Origin of the sequence: Actinoplanes sp. NBRC 101535 (assembly GCF_030269225.1) — a bacterium.
GTDB classification, from domain to species: domain Bacteria; phylum Actinomycetota; class Actinomycetes; order Mycobacteriales; family Micromonosporaceae; genus Actinoplanes; species Actinoplanes rectilineatus.
In genome coordinates, this window is the sequence record NZ_BSSY01000003.1 from 305452 (window position 1) to 329564 (window position 24113).

Annotated in this window: 18 protein-coding genes; 6 read left to right on the forward strand and 12 right to left on the reverse strand. The window is 71.8% G+C overall.

Annotated features, from left to right (window positions below):
- The gene (locus tag QSK32_RS10430; protein ID WP_285471762.1) at nt 1–1236 is read left to right on the forward strand and encodes a S8 family serine peptidase; all 1236 of its coding nucleotides are present in this window, start codon (nt 1–3) and stop codon (nt 1234–1236) included.
- Between the two features lie 41 nt (nt 1237–1277).
- Here the strand turns inward: QSK32_RS10430 and eccB are convergent, their stop codons facing one another.
- Both eccB and eccD read right to left on the reverse strand, forming a co-directional pair.
- Entirely contained in the window at nt 1278–2603 is a 1326-nt protein-coding gene (gene eccB / locus QSK32_RS10435; protein ID WP_285471763.1) for a type VII secretion protein EccB, read from the reverse strand.
- Nucleotides 2604–2610: 7 nt separating this feature from the next.
- Nucleotides 2611–3948 (reverse strand): type VII secretion integral membrane protein EccD, encoded by a 1338-nt coding sequence (gene eccD / locus QSK32_RS10440; RefSeq protein ID WP_285471764.1) that lies wholly within the window; start codon nt 3946–3948, stop codon nt 2611–2613.
- A 111-nt stretch (nt 3949–4059) separates the two neighbouring features.
- On the opposite strand from eccD, the gene eccCa reads away from it, so the two are divergent.
- Entirely contained in the window at nt 4060–7911 is a 3852-nt protein-coding gene (gene eccCa / locus QSK32_RS10445; RefSeq protein ID WP_285471765.1) for a type VII secretion protein EccCa, read from the forward strand.
- 58 nt (nt 7912–7969) lie between these two features.
- Here eccCa and QSK32_RS10450 read toward each other — a convergent pair whose 3' ends face one another.
- The 4 genes from QSK32_RS10450 to QSK32_RS10465 all read right to left on the reverse strand — a co-directional run bounded on the left by QSK32_RS10450 (nt 7970) and on the right by QSK32_RS10465 (nt 12895).
- A complete protein-coding gene (locus QSK32_RS10450; protein ID WP_285471766.1) occupies nt 7970–8872 on the reverse strand; it encodes a hypothetical protein in 903 nt (300 codons plus the stop codon).
- Between the two features lie 141 nt (nt 8873–9013).
- Nucleotides 9014–10231, reverse strand: coding sequence for a type VII secretion protein EccE (locus QSK32_RS10455; RefSeq protein ID WP_045748532.1), 1218 nt, complete (start codon nt 10229–10231; stop codon nt 9014–9016).
- A 141-nt stretch (nt 10232–10372) separates the two neighbouring features.
- The gene (locus QSK32_RS10460) at nt 10373–12031 is read right to left on the reverse strand and encodes an AAA family ATPase (protein ID WP_285471767.1); all 1659 of its coding nucleotides are present in this window, start codon (nt 12029–12031) and stop codon (nt 10373–10375) included.
- Nucleotides 12032–12205: 174 nt separating this feature from the next.
- Nucleotides 12206–12895, reverse strand: coding sequence for a DUF4191 domain-containing protein (locus QSK32_RS10465; RefSeq protein ID WP_045744547.1), 690 nt, complete (start codon nt 12893–12895; stop codon nt 12206–12208).
- A gap of 380 nt (nt 12896–13275) precedes the next feature.
- Here QSK32_RS10465 and QSK32_RS10470 point away from each other — a divergent pair, with 380 nt between their 5' ends.
- A complete protein-coding gene (locus QSK32_RS10470; protein WP_045744548.1) occupies nt 13276–13464 on the forward strand; it encodes a hypothetical protein in 189 nt (62 codons plus the stop codon).
- Between the two features lie 58 nt (nt 13465–13522).
- Here the strand turns inward: QSK32_RS10470 and lipA are convergent, their stop codons facing one another.
- Nucleotides 13523–14446 (reverse strand): lipoyl synthase, encoded by a 924-nt coding sequence (gene lipA, locus QSK32_RS10475; RefSeq protein WP_425394664.1) that lies wholly within the window; start codon nt 14444–14446, stop codon nt 13523–13525.
- A 352-nt stretch (nt 14447–14798) separates the two neighbouring features.
- Between lipA and aspS the strand changes: the two genes are divergently transcribed.
- Genes aspS through QSK32_RS10490 form a run of 3 tightly spaced genes read left to right on the forward strand, consistent with a single transcriptional unit; the run spans nt 14799 to nt 18442 of the window.
- On the forward strand, nt 14799–16064 hold the full coding sequence (gene aspS / locus QSK32_RS10480; protein ID WP_285471768.1) for an aspartate--tRNA(Asn) ligase: 1266 nt from the start codon (nt 14799–14801) through the stop codon (nt 16062–16064).
- A 16-nt stretch (nt 16065–16080) separates the two neighbouring features.
- Nucleotides 16081–17214 carry an outer membrane protein assembly factor BamB family protein gene (locus QSK32_RS10485; protein WP_285471769.1) on the forward strand — a complete coding sequence of 378 codons (1134 nt, stop codon included), beginning with the start codon at nt 16081–16083 and terminating at the stop codon, nt 17212–17214.
- A gap of 7 nt (nt 17215–17221) precedes the next feature.
- Nucleotides 17222–18442, forward strand: coding sequence for an outer membrane protein assembly factor BamB family protein (locus tag QSK32_RS10490; protein ID WP_285471770.1), 1221 nt, complete (start codon nt 17222–17224; stop codon nt 18440–18442).
- On the opposite strand, the gene QSK32_RS10495 is transcribed toward QSK32_RS10490, so the two are convergent.
- From QSK32_RS10495 to QSK32_RS10515, 5 genes are read right to left on the reverse strand one after another with little or no spacing between them, the layout of a single operon-like run.
- On the reverse strand, nt 18439–18603 hold the full coding sequence (locus tag QSK32_RS10495; protein ID WP_045744553.1) for a peptide ABC transporter substrate-binding protein: 165 nt from the start codon (nt 18601–18603) through the stop codon (nt 18439–18441). The genes QSK32_RS10490 and QSK32_RS10495 overlap by 4 nt on opposite strands.
- On the reverse strand, nt 18603–19232 hold the full coding sequence (lipB, locus tag QSK32_RS10500; protein ID WP_045744554.1) for a lipoyl(octanoyl) transferase LipB: 630 nt from the start codon (nt 19230–19232) through the stop codon (nt 18603–18605). The genes QSK32_RS10495 and lipB overlap by 1 nt, the downstream gene beginning before the upstream one ends.
- A gap of 9 nt (nt 19233–19241) precedes the next feature.
- Complete coding sequence (locus QSK32_RS10505) at nt 19242–21155, reverse strand: DUF6311 domain-containing protein (RefSeq protein WP_342669802.1); 1914 nt, start codon at nt 21153–21155, stop codon at nt 19242–19244.
- A 26-nt stretch (nt 21156–21181) separates the two neighbouring features.
- Nucleotides 21182–23059 carry a DUF6311 domain-containing protein gene (locus QSK32_RS10510; RefSeq protein ID WP_285471771.1) on the reverse strand — a complete coding sequence of 626 codons (1878 nt, stop codon included), beginning with the start codon at nt 23057–23059 and terminating at the stop codon, nt 21182–21184.
- A 31-nt stretch (nt 23060–23090) separates the two neighbouring features.
- Nucleotides 23091–24008 (reverse strand): TIGR01777 family oxidoreductase, encoded by a 918-nt coding sequence (locus QSK32_RS10515; RefSeq protein WP_045744556.1) that lies wholly within the window; start codon nt 24006–24008, stop codon nt 23091–23093.
- Nucleotides 24009–24113 lie beyond the last annotated feature (105 nt).

Consider the following 24113-nt stretch of genomic DNA (forward strand, 5'->3'; position numbering starts at 1 on the left):
ATGGACACCACTGCGATGACCGGCCGCCGGACCCGCATCGGTGGCCGGTCCATGGCCATCGCCGTCGCCGCGGTCGTCGGCGCTCTGGGCATCGCCCCGGGCGCGTCGGCGGCCCCGGGGCAGAACTGCGCGGAACCGGGCGAGGCGAAGATCGACGCGTTCTGGCCGCGGCTCGCGCTCGGCGCCGAGGCACTCGAGCCGGTCGCGGACGGAAGTAACGTCAAGGTGGCGGTGCTGTCCACCGGGGTGGACGCCGGTCATCCGCTGCTCGACGGCAAGGTGGGGGCGGGCGTGGACGTGGCAGGCGCGGTGACTCCGATCGGACAGGACTGCACCGGGAGCGGGACGCAGGTCGCCGGCGTGATCACGGATCTCGCTCCGGGCGTGGAGATCGTGCCGGTGCGTACTGTGGTGGATGATCCGGCAGGGAACCCGAACCCCGGGCCGGCCGCGATCGCCCGGGGTATCACGGCGGCGGTCCAGCGGGGCGCTCGTGTGGTCGTGGTGGCTGCGCCGGCGATCCGGGATGACGAGAGTCTCGCGGATGCGGTACGGGCCGCGGTCGACGCGAATGTCGTGGTGATCAGCGCGGTCGAGGTCCCGCGCGACGAGGCCGACGCCGGGCAGCAGTCTTTTCCGGCTGCCTACGACGAGGTCATCGGGGTCGGCGTCGTCGATCAGTTCGGCGCGGTGCCCGGCCTCCAGGGCCGGTCGGTGGATTTGGTGGCGCCGGGAATCCAGGTACCGACCACACAGACCGGTGGCGGACTGGTGGAGGTCAGCAGCACCGGGGTGGCGGCCGGTTTTGTTGGTGCGGCGGCCGCTCTGGTCCGTGATCGGCGCCCCGGGCTACGCGCGGAGGGCGTACGTCGGCAGCTGATCGCGACGGCCTCCGCTGCCCCCGCGACCAGAGGATTCGGCCTGGGCGTGGTGGATCCGGTGGCCGCGGTGACCGGTCTGGTGGAGGCCGGCAAAGGCCAGGCGCTGTCGCCGGTGTCGGCGCCGGAAGTGCCGGACACGGCTGCGCAGGTACGGGCCCGGAACGTCGCGCTGGCCGGCAGCGGGGTGGCGCTGGCGCTTGTGGGAGCGGTGCTGCTCGGGGCCGCGGCGGTACGCCGTAGCCGGGCCAGCCGGTGGCGTCCTGCGCTGACCGCGCCGCTCGAGGCGCCGTCGGAACCGTTGGAGCCCGGGCCCCCGGTGATGCTCCTGGACACGGCCGCCGGAACGACGCGGTAGCCCACGGGCGAGCGGGGTAGCCGTACCCCCGAAACGGCCCGTCAATTTTCCTGGGGTGACCTCTTCCGGGCTTGTGCGGAAGTCAGCGTGACACCGGCGGGAAGTGTGTTGAGCAGGGCCGACGGCACCTCGGTCGCGTTGTCGGCGGAGTAACCCAGGAACCGTAGGTCGTCGGCGGACGGCACCGGATGCCGCAGGCCCAGATCAGTGATCAGGAACAGGCCACCGGAGGCGCGGGCCAGCGCGAACCTGCCCGCCGGAACCTGGACGCGATCGGCGGTTCCCGGCCCGCCGCCAGTGCTGATCGCCGCTGCGTAGGCCGACTCGGGAACGTCCACCGTCACCTCCGGCGGCTTCTCGGGCGTGGAAGTCGTTGCGCACACCGAACCACCGGCGTTCTCGAGGAGCTGCGGAACGGTGGCGGGACCCGAAGCGGGGGAGCCGTCGGCCGGCAACACGTCGGACACGTCGCCCACCGCGATCTTTTGAGCCTCGTCCCTGGTGGGCGCCAGTTGTACCCGCTGCTGCAGATCGCTGATCGGAAGCAGGCCTGCATTTTTGACCAGGTAGTACTGGCGGCCGTTGCCGGTTTCGGTGAAGAGCACGTCGCCGTTGGTGAAGCGCGAGGCGGCCGCGGATCTCCGGCCGGCATCGCCGACTGGCAGCGGACCGATGTCCGATCCGGTGGGCAGGGTGTTGAGCCAGGTGGGGTCCACCCGGATCGGGGTTGATTCGTTGAACAGAATCCGTGCCGTGGCGGCGCCGATCAGCAGATGCCGGCGGCCCCGCCAGATCATGTATTTCTGATCGCCAACGGTCACGGCCAGAGATTGTTCTTCCAACGCATCGCCGACCGGGCCGGTGTCGCCCACGAACAGCGCCGACTCGGGGGCGTCACCGAACGCGAGTGCACACATCGTCCACGGCAGACCGACCTGTCGGCCCGGACCGGGCAGGGAACCGGGCGCACCGGCGATGCCGATGGTGGCGTCGCGCGGGGCGTCCTCCAATTCCTTGGCCGAGACGCGGAACACCGCCGGATCGGCCTTGCCTGCGGCGAGTTTCGCCGAGGCCAGGTTGAGGGCGGGGGTGAGCCGTCCGCCGATGACGGCGAAGCTGGCACCGGTCTCGCGTTCGACGACGACCGAGCCGTCCGCCTTCCACGCGTCCGTGCCGGAACGGGTGAGCACGCCGTAGATGCCGAAACCGGCGGCGACCAGGACGGCGACCATGATGCCGGCGAACAGCGCGCCCACGCCACGGCGCAGCGGTGACTGGGCCGGATCGGTCTCGCGCATGATGAACGCCGAGATGACCCGCTGGTTCATGAACTGGTAGGACTGCATCTGGTCGCGGCGCGACGTCACCGGGCGGTCACCCGCCGATCGAGGCGAACAGGTCGCGGACCCGGTCGAACAGGCCGGCCACCCCGCAGGCGAGCGGGATCAGCGCGACGATCGCCGTGACGTCGAGCAGGTCGGCGGCCCGGCCCAGGTAGGGCGAGGGCGGGCGTCGGCTGTACACCAGGGCGGCGGTGAGCGCGACGGCGGCGGTGAGGCCCGCGCCGGCCAGCACGAACAGCACCGACGTGGTGCGGAACAGGCCGAGGATCAGGACGGCCAGCCCGAGGAAACCGGCGACCAGCAGCGGAACCCGCTGGTGCGGGGTGGCGAAGAGCCGGGCGCGCAGCAGCAGCGCGACGATGGCGGTGGCGATCAGCAGGATGCCGACGACGCCGGTGCCCTGCCGGGCCAGGTAGGCCGTCGCGGCCACGCTGCACAGCCCGGCGGAGATCAGCAGTCCGGTGAGCACCTCGCCGGAGCGGACCACGGCGGCGAAGACCACCGACCGGGACGGGACCGGTTTGTCCCGCAGCATCTCCTCGGCCTGCACGGGCAGGTCGGGGAAGGGCAGCCGGCCGATCCACGTCGCCACCACGGGGTACGCCGGAATCAACCCGATCGCGACGGTCAACGCCACGGCCGCACCGCCGGCCGGTGGCAGGCCGGCGACCACCAGCAGCCCGGTGAGCAGGCCGGTCAGGGCGGCGGCGACACCGGCGACGAAGAAACGGGTCGAACCGGCGACCCCGACGTGACCGGCGACGCCGGCGACGAGCAGGCAGGCCGAGGCGAGGAGCAGGGCGGGCGGGCCGTCGACCAGGCCGGAACCGCCGAGGAACGCGTAGGGCAGGCCACTCGCGGCGACCACCGCGCCCGCACCGGCGTCGCCGAAGGCGCGGGAGAGCAGGATGCCGACGACCGCGAGGACCGCCGCGACGACCAGGGCGGCGATCGCCGGGACCCGCCACGGCGGCCCCTCGAGAGCCAGTCCGGCGCCGCCGAGCAGCAGCGCCCCGGCGGTGACGGCCAGGCCGCAGTGCCGGGTGGCGGCGGGACTCCAGGACCGGCCGGCCCGGCGGGCACCACCGGCGATCACCTCGACCACGTCGTCGTACGCCAGCTCGGGCCAGTCCTCCCGGGCCGGGTTGAGGTGCAGCAGTTCGCCGTCGCGGACACCCTGGCTGGTGAGATTGCGGTACGGCTCCAGGGGTGCCCCGGTGGCCCGTCGCAGCACCCAGCCGCCCTCGCGCCCGGCGGGCTCGCCCAGGGCGCCCTCGGCGTGCCGGAGCAGGTGGGGCATCAGCTCGGCGACGAGCATCGTGTCGGGCAGTGCGATGTCCATCCGGCGGGTCGGGGCGGCGATCGTCACCCGAGCGAGACTCGGCCCACCCTCCACATGATCACCTCCCGCAGCGAAGTGCACACACAACGTAGCAGCGAATAGGATGGGCGGCGATCCGTCATCATGGGGGTGCCCTGAGTGACCGTCACGATCATCAAACGCGCACCGCGGCGGCCCGCACCGCCGATGCCCACCGGCGAGGTGCAGCTGGAACCGCCGCCCGAGGTGCCACCGCCCGCGGGCAAGGCCTGGACCCGGATGCTGATGATCCTGCCGATGGGCGCCGGGGCCGCGGCGATGGGCCTGATGATGGGTGCCGGCCGCGGTGGCGCGATCACCTATGTGGCCGGTGCGATGTACGGCGTCTCCATCCTCGGCATGGCCGGCATGATGGCGGTCAACACCGGCGGGCCCGGCAAACGCGAGATGATCGAGACGCGCCGGAAGTACCTGCGGCACCTGTCCCTGCTGCGCGCGCAGGTCCGCGACACGATCCGCCGCCAGCGGGAGGCGCTGCACTACCGCAATCCCGACCCGGAGACGCTGTGGAGCTTCGTGGAGAGCGGCCGGATCTGGGAACGCCGCCGCGGCGACGCCGACTTCACCGTGGTCCGGGTGGCGGTCGGCCCGCAGGAGGTGGCCACCCGGCTGGTGCCGCCGCAGAGCCGGCCGGTGGACGAGTTGGAGCCGCTCTGCGCGACGGCACTGCGGCGGTTCGTCACCGCGTACTCGGTGGTGCCTGATCTGCCGGTGTCGGTGGCGTTGCGGGACTTCTCGCACATCTACGTGCGCGGCGCCGACGGTCCGGTCCACGACTTCAGCCGGGCCCTGATCGCCCAGAGCGCCGTCTTCCACGCGCCGGACGACCTGCGGATCGGCGTCTGCGTGCCGGAGCACCTGCGGCCCCGCTGGGAGTGGGCGAAGTGGCTGCCGCACGCCCAGCACCCGGACAAGCGGGACGCGGCCGGACCGGTCCGGCTGATCACCCCGAGTGTCCCGGCCCTGGAGGCGATGCTCGACGACGTGCTCGCGAACCGCCCCCGGTTCGAGCCGGCCGTCGCGTCCGGCGGCCCGCACCTCCTGGTGATCATCGACGGCGGGTCGACGGCCGGGTCCGACCACCTGATGACCGAGGGCGGCGTGGCCGGGGTGACGATCCTCGACCTGTCCGTCCCGCCGCCGCGGCTGCTCGACGACAGCTCGGTGGTGCTGGAGATCGCGGCGGACGGCACGGTCACCGGCACCACGATGGACGGTACGACCGAGGTCGGCCGGGCCGACGCGTTCGGCGAGCGGGGCGCCGAGGTGCTGGCCCGCGAGCTTGCCCCGCTGCGCCTGGCCGCGGCCTCCGCCGAGCAGCCGGCGCTGTCGGCGGACCGGGGACTGGCCGAGATGCTGGGGCAGAGCGACCCCTACCTGATCGACCTGGCCCAGCTCTGGGCCGGCCGGCCGAGCCGGGACCGGCTGCGGGTGCCGATCGGTGTCGGCCCGGACGGCCGGCCGATCGAACTGGACCTCAAGGAGTCGGCGCAGGACGGCATGGGCCCGCACGGGCTGCTGGTGGGCGCGACCGGGTCCGGCAAGTCGGAGCTGCTCCGGACGCTGGTGCTGGCCCTCGGGCTGACGCACCATCCGGAGATCCTGAACTTCGTGCTGGTCGACTACAAGGGCGGCGCGACGTTCGCCTCGCTGGACCGGCTGCCGCACACCGCCGCGATGATCACGAACCTGGAGGAGGAGGGCCCGCTGGTCGACCGGATGCACGGGGCGATCGAAGGGGAACTGAACCGGCGGCAGGAGTTGCTGCGCAAGGCCGGGAACTACGCGTCGCAGCGTGACTACGAGCGGGCCCGGTCGGCGGGCGTGCCGTTGACCCCGCTGCCGAGCCTGCTGTTCATCGTCGACGAGTTCGCCGAACTGCTCGCCGACCGGCCCGACTTCATCGACATGTTCGTCCAGATCGGACGCGTCGGCCGGTCGCTCGGCATCCATCTGCTGCTGGCGTCGCAGAAACTCGACGAGGGGCGGCTGCGGGGGCTGGAGGCGCACCTGTCGTACCGGATCGGCCTGCGGACCTTCTCGTCGATGGAGAGCCGGGCCGTTCTGGGGGTTCCGGACGCCTACGAACTGCCGCGGTCACCCGGCCACGCCTACCTGCGGACCGGCACCGAGGGCCTGGTGCGGCTACGTGCGGCGTACGTCTCCGGCGCCGTCCGCCGCGACGGCGAACCGTCCGGCGGCGGCCCGGCGGGTCACCCGATCCTGGACTTCGCGACCTACTACGTGGCGCCGCCGAGTGAGCCGGAACTCCTCGCGCCCCGCGAGGAGGAGACGACCGGGGAGACACTGCTCGAGGTGCTGGTGCAGCAGATGGAGGGCAAGGGCACCCCTGCGCACGAGGTGTGGCTGCCGCCGCTGGACGAGTCGCCGACCATCGGGGACATCCCGAAGAGGCAGCTGCACGCCATGGTCGGGATCGTCGACAAGCCGTACGAGCAGCGTCGCGAGCCGATGTGGCTGGACCTGTCCGGTTCGGCCGGCAACGTGGTCGTGGTCGGTGCCGCGCAGTCGGGCAAGTCGAATCTGCTGCGTTCGTTGATCGTCAGTCTGTCGTTGACGCATACGCCGCGGGAGGTGCAGTTCTACGCTCTCGACTTCGGTGGTGGTCCGTTGAGTGCGCTGACGGACCTGCCGCATGTGGGTGGGGTGGCGACTCGCCGGGACGTCGACCGGGTACGCCGGACGGTCGCCGAGGTGCACGGTCTGATGCGGGCCCGGGAGGAGTTGTTCGCCGCGCGGAACATCGACGGGGTGGCGGCGTACCGGCAGGCGAAGGCGCGCGGTGAGTTCCCCGAGGACGCGTTCGGTGACGTGTTCCTGGTGGTGGACGGCTGGTCGGTGCTGCGGGCCGAGTTCGAGGACCTCGAATCGACGGTCAACGAGCTGGCCAACCGTGGTCTGGGTTTCGGTATCCATGTGGTCGGGGCGGCGAACCGCTGGATGGACATCCGGCCGCAGATCCGCGACGTGTTCGGCACCCGGATCGAGCTGCGCCTGGGTGAGGCCGCCGACTCGGTGATCAACCGGCGGGAGGCGCTGAACATCCCGAAGCCGCCCGGTCACGGTCTGACCCCGGACGGCTTCCACTTCCTGGCGGCGCTGCCGGTCCGCGACCCCGGGCAGACCGTCGCCGAGCTGGTCAAGAGCGTCGCCGACCGGTGGACCGGCGCACCCGCGCCCCGGGTGCGTCTGCTCCCCGCCGAACTGCCCTGGGAGGCGCTGCCACCGGCCTCCGGCACCAGGATCCCGATCGGCATCGCGGAGGCCGACCTGGAGCCGGTCTGGCTGGACTTCGACGCCGAGCCGCACGCGCTGCTCTTCGGCGACGTGGAGAGCGGCAAGAGCTCGTTCCTGCGTGGCCTGGCCAAGTCGATAGCCGCCGCGCACGGTCCCGCCGAGGCGCGGCTGCTCCTGGTCGACCTGCGGCGCAGCCTGCTCGGATGCGTGGACCCGGGGCACACCATCGGGTACGGCAGTTCCCCGCAGACCACCGCCGACCTGATCAACCAGGCCGTCGTGGTGCTGCGCGAACGGCTGCCCGGACCGGACGTCACCCCGCAGATGCTGCGCGAGCGCAGCTGGTGGAAGGGCCCGAAGCTGTACGTGCTGGTCGACGACTACGACCTGGTGGCCGGTGCGGCGGTGAACCCGTTGCAGCCGTTGCTGGAGTTCCTGCCGCAGGCCCGCGACATCGGCCTGCACCTGGTGATCACCCGGCGGGTCGGTGGTGCCGCACGGGCGATGTTCGACCCGATCGTCGGCCGGATCCGGGAACTCGCGTCACCCGGCATCCTGATGTCCGGCTCCCGGGAGGAGGGGCCGCTGTTCGGCTCGCTCCGGCCGCAGCCCCTGCCGCCGGGCCGGGCCTGGATGGTGACCCGGCGGCACGGTGCCCGCCTGGTGCAGCTGGCCTGGACCCCACCGAGCTGATCCGAACCGGTCGGCGGCGCGACGCCCGCCCGATATTGAGCGCGCTGATCGGAACCGGTCAGCGGCGCGGCGGACCCAACTGCTGATGCTCGACGCCGGTCGGGCGTACCGTGACGAACCGGTCGTCGCCGTCCCCGATCACCGCGAGCATGTCGTCGGCCATGAACGGCAGGAACCGGGCGGTCTCCTGGTTCAGGCGCAACGCCGACGACGCCAGCACCGCCTCCTCACTGCCGAGCCGGTGCAGCAGGGCCAGGCCGGCCTCCTGCAGCGTGGACATCCCGGGCCGGTCCAGCTGCCGCAGCAGGGTCAGCCGGGTGTGCCAGGAGGCCGGCGGCGGGGCGGTCACCGGGCCGGTCACGCCGAGGTCGTACACGGTGAGCACCGGCGACTGCGCGGTCCCGGCGGCGACCGTGCCACTGTCCTCGGTGAGCACCACGAGACGGTCCGGGCGGCCGGTGGCGCGCTCCCCGAAACCCGACCAGGACCGCGGATCGGTGGTCACCACGATCACCCGGGCGCCGAGCGAGAACGCCCGGAACACCAGCAGCTGCGCCGCCCACACCCCGCCGACCAGGGCCGCCGGTGCCGGTTCCGGGCCGAACAGCCGCAACGGCACGGGCAGCTGCCGCCGGTCCTGCCCGAGGATCAGGCCGGCGTCGGGCGGCGGATCGACCCGCATCCGGCGCAGCCCGCTCCCGGGCAGGGTGTGCCAGCCGATCCGCAGCCTGCTGATCCGCCCTTCCGGACCGCCGAGCGCCGGGGCGGGCGTGCCGGGCCGCTCAGGCGGCCCGCCCGGGGGCACGACGGGCATCGAGGTGACCCGGCCGCGGGCGGCGCGTGGTGCGGGCACCGGGGCGGGTTCCGGCGCCCCCACGACCTCGACGGTGGGTTGCGGTTCCGGGACGGCTTCGGCATCTCTGCGGTACGCGTGAGCACCGTCCCCGTTCATCCCCGCCATCGGTCACCGTCCCCGATCGTCTCGTCCATGACGCACCGTCCCCGTTCGTCTCGCCGGCAGGCACCGTGCCCGCTCGTCCCGGTCATCAGGGACCGTCCTCGTCCGTCCCGGTCGTCGGGCGCCGTCCCCCGTTGATCCCGGTCATCCGGCGCCCCCACCGGTCGGCGCGGTCGCGTAGGTGGCCGGCCCCTGTTCACCGTCCAGCGGCAGCAGGTCGGCGCCGACCCGTCGCGCCCCGTCCACCAGCACCCGGTCCAGGTCGCCGAGGTCGGTGTCCGGCCGGGTGGCCAGCCGGACGAACGCGCGGACCGCGACGTCGGTACCGCCGGACGGGTCGATCACCAGGGTGACCGTGGTCTGTGCGGCCGGTGCGGTCGCCGCCCAGGCGAACAGCGAGCCCAGCCCGTCGGCGGGCGCCGGCCACGTCCGCAGCCAGTACGTCCGGTGGATCAGGCGGGCGGAGCGCCAATGTGTCCACTCCTCGGCCGGTGGGGCGCCGGCCGTGGCCAGCGGTCCCGGTTCGACGTCGCAGGACCGGGCCAGCAGTGCCACCAGCTGCCGCGCGTCGAGGGTCCGGCAGCCCACCCCGATCCGGCGCAGTCCGGTCGCCACCTTGCGGGCCAGGGACGCGACCAGGGCGGCTGCCTCCTCCGGGTCCGCGGTGTGGTCCTGCAACGCCTCGGCCAGTGCGTACGCGTCGATCCGCACACTGATCGCGGTCTCCCGGTGGGCCGGCACCGGCGCGTTGCCGAGCCCGGCCAGCACCTGCCGGTAGGACGTGCCGGCCGGCGACGACGGATGCACGTCCGGGCTGGGCGCCGGAACCGTCTGGGTGCCGAGTTGCATCAGCACCCCGGGCTGGTCGGCGCCGGCCAGCAGCCCGACCAGGGTGTCCAGCGGCACCGGCGGGGCGTCCGGGGCGAGGGCGACGGTGCTGAACCAGCCGGCCCCGTCACGGCCCACGCCGACCGTGCCGCCGTCCGCTGTGGACACGTCGGCGACGGCGAGTCCGGGTGCCAGGCCCCGCAGTGCGTCCAGCACCGGCCCGGATCCGGCCGCGCTACCGGATCGGTCATGCGCGCCGGTGGTGCGACCGGCGTCGGCCCGGCGGCGTCGATGGTCGGCGACCAGGGCGCGGTGTTCCAGCCACCACCGGTGCCCGCGCCGGGCGAAGAAGACCGTGAGCAGCACCGCCGCGACTCCGGACGCCACGGCCAGCGGGACCGGCCCGCGCAGGCCGGCCGCCACCACGGCCACCAGGCACAGTTCGGCGACCAGGATCTGGGTGGTGCTCAGCGGGCCGATCCGGCCCGGCCGGCGGACCGGACGGGCCGTGAACTCCGGTGGGGCGGTGAGCATGGGTCGCCTCCCTCGGGCGAACTACCTGGCGGATGGTCGGCGTCGGTGGCGGGGCGGGCTGTCCGGCGGTCGGTCGGTCGGTGAGCCTGGGCGGTACTGCCTAGCGGTCGGTCGGTCGGACGGTGAGCCTGGGCGTACCGCCTAGCGGACGGTGACTCGCAGGTCCTGCAGGGTGAGCGCACGCAACTCGTCGCGGCTCGGCATCCGGCCCAGCCCGCGCAGCCGGCCGGACTGCGCCTTGCGCATGCCCTCCAGGAGACGGCGGGCTTCGCGGGCGTTGCCGAAGTTGCGGTCGCGTTCGACCGTGGCGAAGTGTGCGCGCAGCGCCTCGTTCAGGCCCGGCGCGAAGGTGTAGTCGTCGGTGCGGGCGATGCGTCCGGCGATCATGACGAGTTCGTCGGGTCCGTAGTTCTCGAATTCGAGGGTCTTGGCGAAGCGGGAGGCGAGGCCGGAGTTGGCGTCGAGGAAGTCGGCCATCTCGGTGGTGTATCCGGCGACGATGACCGCGACGTTGTCGCGGTGGTCCTCCATGAGTTTGACGAGGGTGTCGATGGCTTCCTGGCCGAAGTCGGCTGCCGCCCCGCCGGCTCTGGCCAGGGTGTAGGCCTCGTCGATGAAGAGCACGCCGCCCATGGCGGCTTCGAAGGCGGACGTGGTCTTCTCGGCGGTGTGCCCGATGTACTGGCCGACGAGGTCGCGGCGGGAGACCTCCCGGAACTCGCCGTTGGGCAGGACACCGAGGGCTTTGAGTAACTGGCCGTAGATGCGGGCCACGGTCGTCTTTCCGGTGCCGGGGGCGCCGGTGAAGATGAGGTGATGGCCGGCGGAGCCGACGGAGAGTCCGGCGGTGCGCCGCCACTCGTTGACCTGGATCTCGTCGATGAGGGCGCGGACCTCGCCTTTGACCCCGGCGAGGCCGATCATCGCGTCGAGCTCACCCAGCAGACGTTCCACCTCGGCGGCGTCCTGGGCGGAGCCGGCCACGCCCACTCCGGCGGACGGCAGGCTCCCGCCGTCGCGCAACGTCACCGTGGCCCGGGCCGCCGGGTCGACGAGGACCGGCGGGTCGGCGGTCCGCTCGACCAGGCACTGCTCGACCCAGGCGGTGCAACCGGCCCCGACGACGATGCCCGGCCCGGCCGTCCCGTGCACCCACGTCTCCACGATCCGGGCAGCACCGCCCTGGGCCACCGCGATCCCCGCGCCGCCCGCGCCGGACACCTCACAGCGTTCGATCACGGGCCGGCCGCCCTGGTAGACGTAGACGCCCCGGCCGCCGCAGCCGGTCACCTCGGTGGTGCGCAGGACCACATCGGCGCCGAGCCGGGCGATCACCCCGTCGCCGCCGACCCCGTGCACCTCGCACGCGTCGACCGTGCCGCCCGCGTCGGAGAAGACGAAGCCGTGCCGGCCGCGGGTCACCCGGACCTCGACGGCCTGCACCGTCGCGCCGTCACCGGCCTGAACGCCGGCGCCGTCGCCGGCGGCCAGATCGCAGCGGCGCAACCGCAGCCGGCCGCCGGACACCGCGACCACGGGGTGATCGCCCGCGATCAGGGTCAGGCCGTCGATCTCGACGTCGCCGTCCGTGACGTCGAGCGCCGGACCGGGCAGCCCGGAGGCGTCGATCACCGCGGAACCGGGGTCGCCCGTGGCGCGCAGGGTGACCCGCCGGCGGGTCACCGCGATCAGCTCGGGGTAGGTGCCCGGGGCGAGCAGGACGACAGCGCCGTCCGAGGCGGCCTCGAGCGCGTCACGAAGAGTCGGGAAGGTGCCGGGAACCGCCAGGGTGCTGACCACGAGTGGAACTCCTCAATCCACTGTCCAGCCCGGAAAAGGCTCTGCGCCGAGGCTAACGCCCCGGCGCAGATCATGGCGGAAATCGATCGAGTGGCTCGTACCCCGGAAGGTTGGGATCCAACTTCGGTTTCGTGAGGGGGCGGGCGTCGCAGCCCGGCCATCCCTGACGAGGAGTCAGCGGGGGCGCTGCTGGCGCATGCCCTTGCTGGGCCGCATGTTCTTCGGAATCGCACCCTTGGGCATCTGCGGGCGGGCCATCAGCGCGCCGAGCCGCTTGTCGAGGGAGTTGACGTCCTTGCCGGTGAGGTTGCGCGGCAGGCGCAGCATCGTGGCGCGCAGCTTGCGGACCGGCAGCTGGCCCTCGTCGGTGCCGATGATGTAGTCGTAGATCGGGGCGCTGCCGATCACCTTGGACAGGCGGCGCTTCTCCTGGCCCAGCAGGGACCGGACGCGCTGCGGGTCACCCTCGGCGAGCAGGATCACGCCGGGCCGGCCGATCACCACGTGCACCATGTCGAACTGCGTCGTCGAGCTGGCCGCGGGACGCACCCGCCAGTCGCCGCGCATGTTCTCCATCAGCGAGGCGGCGGCGCCGGGCTGGCCCTCCGCGACGTTCATCATCGCCGTGTTGGATCGCAGGTTGAGAACGATCAGCACGGCCAGCAGCGTGATCAGGATGCCGACCGGGATCCACAGCAGTCCCCAGCCCAGAAGCACGGCCGTCACGGTCAGCGCGACCGGGATCGCGACCGCTGCGACGACGAGTGGAAGGAACCACTTGTCCTGCTTTGCCGTGAACGAGAACACCTGGCCTATCTGCTTCAGGCGATCGCGGAACGACACCTTCTCCTGGGGCTTTGCCATAGCCGCAAAGTGTAGTGGTGCTCAGGTAACTCACGGCGTCCCGGGGACCGCGCTGATCGTGAGCTACCGGGAGGTGGACGGCGATACCGGGCGTCCGGCGCCCGCGGGCCCCGATCCTTCACGCGAAGAGCCGGTACGGTTCCGCCCGAACCGGCCGCCAGGAATGTCTGATCTTCCCCCGGAACCGGCCCGAACCGGAGGCGGCCCGAACCGGAGGCGGCCCCACGCCGGAGCGGGTGCCGGGGTGGAGTGAGGCTGGTGCGCCCGGGTTGCGTCGTCGCGGAAGGTTCAAGCAGCGCCCGCCGGGACCCGATCAGAGGGCTCCAACCAGTGAGGGCGTCCCGCAACGGGTCAGGCCCTTCGTCCCCGGGAGGTAACACATGGATACCGCCGTCGACGTGGCCTACGCCGTGCAGGAGAGCCTGATCGGCCCCGGCGCCATCGTCCCGTGGTGGGCCTGGGTCGCCCCACTGCTCATGGTCTTCGGGAAGCTGCTGTGGCCGGTGATGGTGCCGGACAGCACGCCGCTCCCCGCCAAGAAGGACAAGAAGGGCAAGAAGAAGAAGTAACGGCGAAACTCCCGGTGCGTACGCGCCGGGAGTTTCTGCGATGGTGCGAGAAGCCTGGTCAGCCGCGGGCTTCGAGGGCCTGCTTGTAGAGCCGGCCGGCCCGGTACGACGAGCGGACCAGCGGACCGCTCATCACGCCGGCGAAGCCGATCTGCTCGGCCTCCTCGCGGAGCTCGACGAACTCCTCCGGCTTGACCCAGCGCTCGACCGGGTGGTGCCGCGGGGTGGGCCGGAGGTACTGCGTGATGGTGATCAGCTCGCAACCGGCCGCGTGCAGGTCGCGCAGGGCGGCGGAGATCTCCGACCGCTCCTCGCCCATGCCCAGGATCAGGTTGCTCTTGGTGACCAGCCCGGCGGCGCGCGCCTGGGTGATCACGTCGAGGGAGCGTTCGTAGCGGAAGCCGGGACGGATCCGCTTGAAGATGCGCGGAACGGTCTCGACGTTGTGGGCGAGCACCTCGGGAGCGGCGCCGAACACCTCGGCCAGCTGGGTGGGGTCGGCGTTGAAGTCGGGGATCAGCAGTTCCACGCCGCACTCGGGCAGCAGCTTGTGGATCTGACGCACGGTCTCGGCGTACAGCCAGGCGCCGCCGTCCGGCAGGTCGTCGCGGGCCACGCCGGTGACGGTGGCGTATTTCAGGCCCATGGTGGCGACGGACTCGCCGACCCGGCGCGGCTCGTCGGCGTCGAACTCGGCCGGCTTGCCGGTGTCGATCTGGCAGAAGTCACAGCGACGGGTGCACTGATCGCCGCCGATGAGGAAGGTCGCCTCGCGGTCTTCCCAACACTCGTAGATGTTGGGGCAGCCGGCCTCCTGGCAGACGGTGTGCAGGCCCTCTTTCTGCACGAGTCCACGCATCTGCGTGTACTCGGGACCCATTTTCGCCTTGACCTTGATCCACGGCGGCTTCCGCTCGATGGGAGTCTCGGCGTTGCGCGCCTCGATGCGCAGCATGCGGCGGCCCTCGGGAGCAATAGTCACAACCTGAAGATACGCCCGTCACGGCGCGACGCGAGTCAGGGGCGACGAGGCTCACGTGACGTATGTTGTGACTGCCGTCACCCCTTGCTGGTAAAAAGCTCGTGCCGATTCGAGGGCCGGTTGTTAACCTCGGCGGCACGGCGACGACGGGACCGAGTAAGGCTCCGGAATGCCGGCCGAGAGAGCCACCGACAGCTGTGAGGGTGGCCCGAGCGCCGGAGCACGAAGACACCCCCGAGCCGGGCAGGACAAGAGGCGCCCGCGAGGGCGCGAAGGTGTGGTGGCACCGCGAGGTTCCCGCTCGCCCACACCTCCCTGGGGCCGCGTTGCCGCACCAGAGGAGGTCATCGCCGTGCAACGCATCCTCTCCACCGACCTTTCGGCGCATGTGGACAGCAAGGTGACCGTGGCCGGCTGGGTGCACCGCCGCCGGCTGCTCAAATCGGTGGCGTTCCTGATCGTGCGGGACGCCGGCGGGTTCAGCCAGGTGGTGGTCACCGAACCGGCGGTCCGGGACCAGCTCGAACGGCTCTCCGAGGAGAGCGTCGTCGAGGTGGTGGCGGTGGTGACCGCCAACGGGCAGGCGCCCGGCGGGATCGAGTTGACCTCGCCGGAGATCCGGGAATTGTCCGCGGTGCGCGTACCCCCGCCATTCGAACTGCATCGGCCCACGCTCAGCGCGGGCCTGGCCGCCCAGCTGGACCACGCGGCTCTGAGCCTGCGCCATCCCACCCGCAGCGCACCCCTGCGGGTCGCCGCCGCGGCCACCGCGGGCTTCCGCGCGGCGCTGGAGGCGCAGCGCTTCGTCGAGATCCACACCCCGAAGATCGTGGAGTCGGCCACCGAGTCCGGGTCGAACGTGTTCGCCCTCGACTACTTCGGCCGGCCCGGCTACCTCGCGCAGTCGCCGCAGTTCTTCAAACAGCTGATGGTCGGCGTGCTGGAACGCGTCTACGAGGTGGGGCCGGTGTTCCGGGCCGAGCCCAGCGACACCGCCCGGCACCTGGCGCAGTACACCTCGCTCGACGCCGAGATGGGGTTCGTCGGCGACCACCGGGACGTGATGGCCGCGCTGACCCGTACGGTCGCCGGGATGATCGGTGAGGTCCGGGAACGCACCGGCGCGACCGTCCCGGAGGTGCCCGCGGAGATCCCGGCGGTGCACTTCACCGAGGCGCTGCGGATCGCCGGCGCGCCCGCGGACGAACCCGACCTGGCCCCGGCGCACGAGCGTGCGCTGGGGGAGTGGGTGCGCCGCGAGCACGGGTCGGAGTTCCTCTTCGTCACCGGCTACCCGATGCGCAAGCGGCCGTTCTACACCCATCCCGACCCGGCCGACCCGACCTGGTCGAACGGCTTCGACCTGCTCTTCCGCGGCCTGGAGATCGTCACCGGCGGTCAGCGGCTGCACCGGTACGAGGACTACGTGGCCGCCCTGACCGCGGCCGGCGAACCGTTGGAGGCCTACCGGGGTTACCTGGACGGATTCCGGTACGGCATGCCCCCGCACGGTGGCTGGGCGATCGGCCTGGAACGGTTCGTGGCCCGGCTGACCGGTGCGGCGAACGTCCGCGAGGTCACCGCCTTCCCGCGTGACCTGCACCGGATGGCGCCGTAGTGGTATCGATGGCGGCGTGCTGATCGATCTCGACGTCCAGCGGCCGCCAAGTCCGCAGCCGCGTCCCCGCGTGCCGTGGCGCCCGGTGTCGCTGCTCCTGGCCGTGGCGTTGGCGCTGCTCAGCGGCGCGTCGGCGGCCCGGCCGTGGACGCCCGAGCTCCACCGGGTCGCGGTCACCGACGACCTGGTGGAGTCGTGGCTGCTCACCGAGGACGTGCTCTACCTCGCCGACAAGCAGGAGGACGCGACCGCGCTGGAGTTGTCGGCGGTGTCGCTGACCGGCGGCGGCGTGCTGTGGAGCCGGCTGGTCGAGGCGGAGTTCCCGACGCTGACCGTGGCCGGGCCGAACCTGGCGGTCCTGTCGGAGGGCTCGACGCCGCTGGTCGTGGACGCCGCGACCGGGGCGGTGCGCTGGGAATACCAGGGTTTCGGGACGGCGGTGCCGGCCGGGGACGGGTTCCTGCTGAGCGACGAGGAGAACCTGGAGTTCTTCGACCCGGTGACGGCCCGGGTGCTCTGGTCGGCACCGATGCCGATTCCCGTGGTGGCCGCGGCCACCGACGATCACCATCTGGTGACCCTCGACCAGAACAACGACGTGTGGGTCTACGACCGGGGCACCGGCGAGGTGCTGGCCGGCAACGCGGCGGTGATCGGTGACCGGCTGACGATCCGGGACGGTGAGGTGTTCGTCCTCAGCGACCTGGAGTTGATCGCGCTGACCCTGCCCGATCTCCGGCGGCGGTGGATCACCGCGATGCCGACGCCGTTGGCACTGACCGGCTGCGGCACGCTGCTCTGTGTGGGCGGCGCCTCGGGCCTGATCGGGGTGGACCCGGCGACCGGGGAGATCAACTGGCGGCGGGCCGAATGGACGGCCTGGATCGACGGGGTGGCGGCCGGCGGGGACGACGACGGCCTGGTGCGCCTGGACCCGGAGACCGGCGAGGTAGCGGAGACGCTGGGCCGCGGGTTCGTGGTCGGCGACGTGTTCCTGCGACCCGGTCAGGGCCGGAGCTGGGTCACCCGGGACGGGGCCGTCCTGGGGACGATCCCGCAGGTCCTGCCGTTCGGATGCGCCCGCGCGGGCCGGCACCTCGCCTGCCAGGTCGACGACTACCGGGTCACGGTGTGGCGCCTTGCGTCATGATCCGGTGATGATCGATCTCGACGTCGCCGTGCCGGAACCGGCGTCGCCGCAGCGGTGGCGCCCGTCCCGCTGGACACGGGCGGCGGGCGCGGGCGCGCTGCTGCTCACCCTGGGTGCGGCGGCGCCCGCCGATCATCGTTCTCCGGGGGTACGAGAGACCGCCCACGTCGACGGGGCTTTCCTGCTGACCGAGTCCACCCTCTACACGGTCGGTTCCGGGGACCGGCCGGAGATCGTGGCGCAACCCCTCGAGACGGGTGGCGCGTCGTGGCGGCACGCCGTGAACTCGGCCGACGCGGCGCCCCTGCTCGGCCGGGTGGGTTCGATGCTGCTCGTCTCGATGGGGCTGGAGACGGTCGTGCTGGACGCGGCGACCGGCGAGGAGGTGCTGCGGACGCCGGATTCGTCGTACGCCGTGGTGGCCGGCGACAAGCTGCTGGTGACCAGTGAGGACGGCGACCTCAGCCTGGTGGACCCGGCGGCGCCGCGGGATGCCCTGTGGACCGTGCCGGGGTCGGCGCCGACCGCCGAAGTCGACCCGGCCGGTCGCTGGGTGCTCAGCATGGCCGCCGGCGGGATGGCGGTGGTCCGGTCGATGGCGGACGGCCGGGAGCTGACCCGGCGGAACCTCGCGGAGTCGACCGACACCGCGCTCACCGTGGCGCCGATCGTCGGTGACCTGGTGCTGCTGATCAGGCCGCGGGGCCTGTCGGCGTACCGGCTGCCCGATCTGACGCCGCTGTGGCGGGTGCCCGGCACCGGGGCGCATCAGGCGGTGAGCTGCGGGGACCTGATCTGCCTGACCGGGATGAACGGGATGACGGCGCTGGACCCGGCGAGCGGGCGGATGGTCTGGACCGCGCCGGAATACCTGTCCTTCGAACCACTCGGGTCGAACGCGCAGAGCGTGGTGATCGATCCGGTGAGCGGTCAGGTGGTCGAGGCGGGCGTGCCGGCCGCGCGGGGGCTGGCGATCACCCAGGACTCCCGGGTCAACGAGATCGACCTGTCCAGCGGGTGGACCGTGCGAGAACTGGGGCAGGGCGGGGTGGCCGGGCCGTGGACGCTCCGGATCAGCACCGAGGGCGTGGTGGTGACCGAGGCGGCCACCGGGGAGTTGCGTGGCGTGCTGCAGAACGCGGTGCCGTCGTTCTGCAGCACGGCCGGTCGTTTCCTGGCCTGTCCGGATGCTGCCGGGGGCCACACCGTCTGGGAGATCGGTTCTTAGAGGAACACGGCCAGCGTCACCACGGCGACGATGACGAACGGGACGATCGTGGTGCAGACCAGGATGGTCCAGGCGATCGGGTGGCCGAAGTTCAGCACCATCCCGCCGCCCTTCTTCGCGACGAAGACCCGTTTGTCCTGCGGGTTGCGGTAGAGCGCCATCAGAACAGCGTGGGCAGGTGCCGCTCGACCACCGGCAGCACCTCGGCGACCGGCACCGGGCGACCCAGCTCGGCACTGAGTGAGGTGACACCGGCGTCGCTGATGCCGCAGGGCACGAACCGGTTGAAATTCGCCAGGTCGCAGTCGGCGTTGATGGCGAAGCCGTGCAGGGTCACGCCACGCTGCACCCGGATGCCGATCTGAGCGATCTTGCGGTCGGGCCCACCGTCGGTGGCCTTGACCCAGGCGCCGCTGCGGCCCTCCACCCGCTCGGCCGTCACGCCGAACTCGGCGCAGACGTCGATCAGGAGCTGCTCGGTGCGGCGGACGTAGGCGACCACGTCGACCGGGGTGGCCAGCTTGAGGATCGGATAGCCGACCAGCTGACCCGGGCCGTGCCAGGTGATCTCGCCGCCGCGGTCGACGTCGACCACGGGGGTGCCGTCGAACGGCCGGTCGGAGGGTTTGGTGCGCTTGCCCGCGGTGAAGACGCTGGGGTGCTCCAGCAGCAGGATCGTGTCCGGCTGGGTGCCGTCCACCACGGCCTGGTGTAGGCGCTTCTGCTCGTCCCAGGCCTCGACGTAGTCGACGAGGCCCGGGCGCAGGACGGTGAGTACGGAGGAAGTCACACCGAAATCCTAATCCCGTTCGGGAACGTCGACCGGATCGAGCCCGGGACGGATGCGCCACACCAGAACGTCGTCCACACGTTCGGGCTCGCCGAGCAGATCGGTGGCCACCTTGCGCAGCGCCTCCCGGTTGAGCATGCCCTTCGGGCCGGTCACCTGGTTCGGCAGGAAGATCGCCTCGAGCTGCCAGTACGCGAAATCGGCCCGCGCCTGCGCCCGCTCCAGATTCGTGATCTTGGTGAGCGAGTTCCACCGGGCCGCCCGGTAGAAGATCCGGTCGGTGGGCAGTTCCGGAGCGCCGACCCGGCCGACCATCTCCCGGCCGCTCTCGTCGTAGTTCTGCGGCCCGAGGAAGTAGCCGCCCGGAATGCGGAAGTGCTCCTCGCCCCGGGCCATCGTGTCGGCCTGCCAGCGCATCGTGTCCATCGAGACGTCGATCGCGAGCGGCAGCGAGGTGAGCACGCCGTTGTCCGACACGTAGTCACGCCACGTCCCGTTGGCGATGAAGTCCGGCTCGGTGGCCCGTTCCATCGTCTTCAGCGGCAGCGGGGCGATCGGGGCCAGCGCGGCGACGATCGCGACCAGCAGGGTGGCCCGGCCGGCCCACGACCGGATCCGGCCGCTGAACAGCTCATCGGCGACCAGCGCCACGACGATCGCCACGATCGCGACGACCACCAGGGTGAACCGGACCGGCAGCGCCGAGTCGAACAGCGGGACCCGCTCGAGCGGGGCGTACAGCATCGGGATGTCGGTCTCCTCACCCATCACCCGCAGGCGCGGGCCGAGCGAGAGGAGGAAGAAGAACAGCGCCAGGACGCTCAGCGCGCGCAGCGTGACCCGGCGCTCCGGCGACGCCCGCCGCCAGAGCATCACCAGGGAGAACAGGAACAGCAACACCAGCGGAACCCCGAGGAAGCTGGTCGCCTCGGTGGCGTTCGGGGCGAGGTCCGCGCCGAGGCCGAAGGCACCGGCCACCGACGCCAGCGGGTACGAGATGTACGCCACCAGGTCCTCGGCGTAGAACTTCATCACGAACCCGGTGCCGGAGAACTTCAGCGGCCCGTCGAAGTGCATGTACAGCGGGTACGCCAGCAACGCCCCGGCGATCACCGCGGTCACGCCGAGCGAGGCCAGCACCGGCGGCAGTCCGGCGCGCAGCCGCTTGAGCCCGGGCCGGGAGAACACCCAGATGGCCAGGAACATCCCGCTGGCCAGGGCGGTGAAGAAGAGCGCCTCGGCGGCGATCGAGAAACCGGCCGCGCAGAGCAGGCCGAGCACGATGCCGTTGCGCAGCCAGTGGCCCTTCTCGGGCAGCTTCAGCACCCACCACAGGACGATCGCGACCATCCAGCCGGACGTCCAGTTGAGGTGGCCGTTGGCGTGCGAGACCAGACCGGGGGAGAACCCGAACAGCAGGCCGCCGATGCCGGCCGCGAGTCCGCTGCGGACCAGCCAGCGGCGCAGCACGAGGTACCACGCGAAGGCGGACCCGGCCAGGTTCAGGGTCAGGATGGTGGCGAAACTGATCTCCGGGCCGAGGAACCGGGTCACCGGGGAGAAGAGCGTGGCGTAGAACGTGCTCGACGTGTTCATCGCCAGGTTCACGCCGCGCGGGGCGTTGAACAGCGTGGTGAAGAACGGGTCGGTGCCGTGCTGCAGGAAGTACACGCCGTACGACAGGACCCACTCGAACTGGGCCTGGTCGCTGACGTTCGCGGCGAGCACGTTGCGGAACGGCGCGGACCACAGACCCTGCGTGACGTACACCGCCCCGGCCAGCGATATCAGGGCCATCACGAGGTGCGCCGACCAGCGGCGCAACCGGGATGGACGGTCTGGTGAGGACGGTCCGTCAGCAGTCGGCGACGGCGTGGTGGGAGCGTTCTCAGCGGTGATCGGGGCGTCAGCGGCGATCGTCACCTGCGGGAGGTTACCGATCTCGGAATTCACCGATCGACCGGGTCCACGCCGGGACGGATCCGCCATACGAGCACGTCGTCCACCTGTTCCGGTTCGCCCAGAAGATCACGCGCGGTGGCCTCGACGGCACCGCGGTACAACGTCATGTGATCCGAGCCGGTGATCTCCTCGGCCAGGAAGACGGCCTCCACACCCCAGTAGGCGAAATCGGACCGGGCCTGCTCGCGGTCGGCGTCGGTCAGCTGCGTGACGTAGCCGTACAGGGCGGCCCGGGTGAACAGCCAGTCGGTCGCCAGCGGCGGCGCGCCGATCCGGCCGATCTGCTTCCGGCCCTCTTCGCCGGTGGTCTGCGGGCCGAGGAAGTAGCCGGACGGGATGCGGAACTGCGGACCACCACGGGCCATCGTGTACGACTGCCAGCGCTGACCGTCGGCCTGCACGTTGAGGGCGAACGGCAGGGCGGTCAGCACACCGTTGTCGGACACGTACCGCTGCCAGGTGCCGTCGGCGATGAAGTCCGGCTCGGCGGCCCGCTCCTGGATGCGCAGCGGCAGCGGCACCAGCGGGAGCAGGCTCACCACGAGCGCCGAGATCAGGCCGGTCCGCAGGTTGACCGAGGTGATCCGGTCGCTGACCAGTTCCTGCACGATCAGGGCGAGCAGCACGCCGAAGACGCCGACCAGGGCGAGGGCGTACCGCAGAGGTAGCGCCGAGTCGAACAGCGGCAGGTGGGCGAGCAGGGCGTAGGGCAGCGGGATGTTCAGCTCCGCGCCCATCCAGTTGAACCGCGGCCCCCAGGACAGCACCAGGAAGACCAGGCCGGTCACGCCGACGGCCCGCAGGGTCGCCTGCCGCCCCGGAGCGGCCCGTCGCCAGAGCACGACGAAGACCACCACGATCAACATCAGCAGGGGTACGCCGAAGAAGGACGTCTCCTCGGTGCGGTTGGGTGCGAGGTCGGAGTGCAGGCCGAGGAGCCCCGCCAGCGACCGGCTGGGGAAGGACAGGTAGGCCGCCGCGTCCTCGACGAAGTACCGCTGGTTGAAGCCGGTCCCGGAGAACGACTGCGGACCGGCGAAATGCATGTAGAGCGGGTACGACAGGAGCGTCCCGGCCACCGCGGCGGCCACGCCCAGCGCCCGCAGCACGGTGGTGAACGCCGCCTTGGCCTCCTCGCGGACCGGCCGGGCCAGCGACCAGACGCCGAGGAAGACGCCGCTCGCGATGGCGGTGAAGAACAGGCCCTCCGCCGCGATCGAGAAGCCGACCGCCAGCGTCACGCCGAGCAGCAGGCCGTTGCGCAGCCAGCGGCCCTCCTCGCGCAGTTTCAGCACCCGCCACAGCACCACCGGTGCCACCCAGCCGGCACTCCAGTTGAGGTGGCCGTTGGCGTGCGAGACGAAGCCCGGCGCGAACCCGCAGAACAGTCCGGCGACCCCGGCAGCCAGCGGGCTGGTGACCAGCCAGCGGCGGAGGAAGAGATACCACGCCATGGCGGCGCCGGACAGGTTCAGCGTGAGCAGGGTCACGAACGAGAGCTGCGGGCCGGCCAGGTGGGTCAGCGGCGAGAACAGCACGGTGTACACCGTGATCGACGTGTTCGCCGCGAGGTTGACCCCCAGCGGGGCGTTCAGCAACTCGGTGAAGAACGGGTCCGAGCCGTGTTGCAGCGTGTAGACGCCGTACCCCAGCAGCCATTCGAAGAAGGCCTGATCGCCGACGTTGTCCGAGAGGACGTGCCGGTACGGGTCTGACCACAGACCACTCGTCACATAGACGGCGAGGGCCACCGAGACGACACCCATGGTCACGTGGGCGCGCCACGGCCGGCGGGTGCGCGGCGGGGCGGCCGGCGTCTCGGGGGGATCTGCGGATGCGGCGGGGGCGGGGGCGGCGACTGACATCAGCCGCAGGTTAGCAAGATATTCCGTGTGCTCAGGGAGCCATCGCCGGTTCGGGGCGCAGCGCAGCGGCCATCGCGGCCTCGATCTCCGGGTACGCCCAGGTGAACCCGGCCGCCTTCAGCACCCCCGGCACCACCCGCTGGCTGATCTGCATCTCGCCGGCCAATTCGCCGATGACCAGGTCCAACGCGGGCCCGGGGATCGACAGCAGTGCCGGCCGGTGAACGGCCTTGGCGAACGCCCGGGTGAACGCGGCATTGGTGCACTGCTCTGCTGAGACGAGGTTCACCGGTCCGGCGACGTCCTCCCGCTCCAGGAGGAATTCCACCGCATTCAGCCAATCGGTCAGGGCGATCCAGGCCATCCACTGCTTCCCGCCGCCGATCCGGCCCCCCACGCCCATCTTGAAGGGCAGCAGCAGCGGCTTGAGCAGCGAGCCGGAGGCGTCGATCGTCGGGGCGGTCCGCAGCAGTACGACCCGGGCGCCGGCGTCCTCGGCGGGACGGGCGGCGGCCTCCCACACCCGGCACAGGTCGGCGAGGAAGGTGGTGCCGAGCGGGGCGTCCTCGCCCGCCTCCCGGTCGCCGGTGTCGCCGTAACAGCCCGCACCGGAGGCCTGCAGCAGGGCCTTCGGCCGTTCGTCCTCGGGGAGCTGCCGGATCGTTCGGGAGATCGTGTCGGTGGTGTCCACCCGGCTGGTCCGCAGCACGTTCTTGTACCGCGTGGTCCACCGGTGGTCGCCGATCCCCGCGCCGGCCAGGTTGATCACCGCGTCCGCGCCGGCGAGCGCCGCGAGGTCGAGGCGTCCCTGCGCCGGGTCCCAGGTGACCTCACCGGTGCGCTGGGCGGGCCGCCGCACCAGCGTGGTGATCTCATGACCGTGCCGACTCAGTTGTCCCGCGAGCCTGGTGCCGAGAAAACCCGAGGCCCCGGCCATGACGATGCGCATGTCCTGATTCTTTCCCGAAGATCCCACGCCGCAAAACAAACCGGGAGGTATGTCTGGTGACATACCTCCCGGTTCGGTGCTTCCGGTGTTTCTTACCGCCCGTGC

Bases quoted from the DNA above. Each gene is read 5' to 3' on its own strand.
- QSK32_RS10430 (WP_285471762.1), top strand. From the start codon at position 1: ATGGACACCACTGCGATGACCGGCCGCCGGACCCGCATCGGTGGCCGG.
- QSK32_RS10450 (WP_285471766.1), bottom strand. From the start codon at position 8,872: ATGGCGGGGATGAACGGGGACGGTGCTCACGCGTACCGCAGAGATGCC.
- QSK32_RS10455 (WP_045748532.1), bottom strand. From the start codon at position 10,231: ATGCTCACCGCCCCACCGGAGTTCACGGCCCGTCCGGTCCGCCGGCCG.
- QSK32_RS10465 (WP_045744547.1), bottom strand. From the start codon at position 12,895: ATGGCAAAGCCCCAGGAGAAGGTGTCGTTCCGCGATCGCCTGAAGCAG.
- QSK32_RS10470 (WP_045744548.1), top strand. From the start codon at position 13,276: ATGGATACCGCCGTCGACGTGGCCTACGCCGTGCAGGAGAGCCTGATC.
- QSK32_RS10490 (WP_285471770.1), top strand. From the start codon at position 17,222: ATGATCGATCTCGACGTCGCCGTGCCGGAACCGGCGTCGCCGCAGCGG.
- QSK32_RS10495 (WP_045744553.1), bottom strand. From the start codon at position 18,603: ATGGCGCTCTACCGCAACCCGCAGGACAAACGGGTCTTCGTCGCGAAG.
- QSK32_RS10510 (WP_285471771.1), bottom strand. From the start codon at position 23,059: ATGTCAGTCGCCGCCCCCGCCCCCGCCGCATCCGCAGATCCCCCCGAG.
- QSK32_RS10515 (WP_045744556.1), bottom strand. From the start codon at position 24,008: ATGCGCATCGTCATGGCCGGGGCCTCGGGTTTTCTCGGCACCAGGCTC.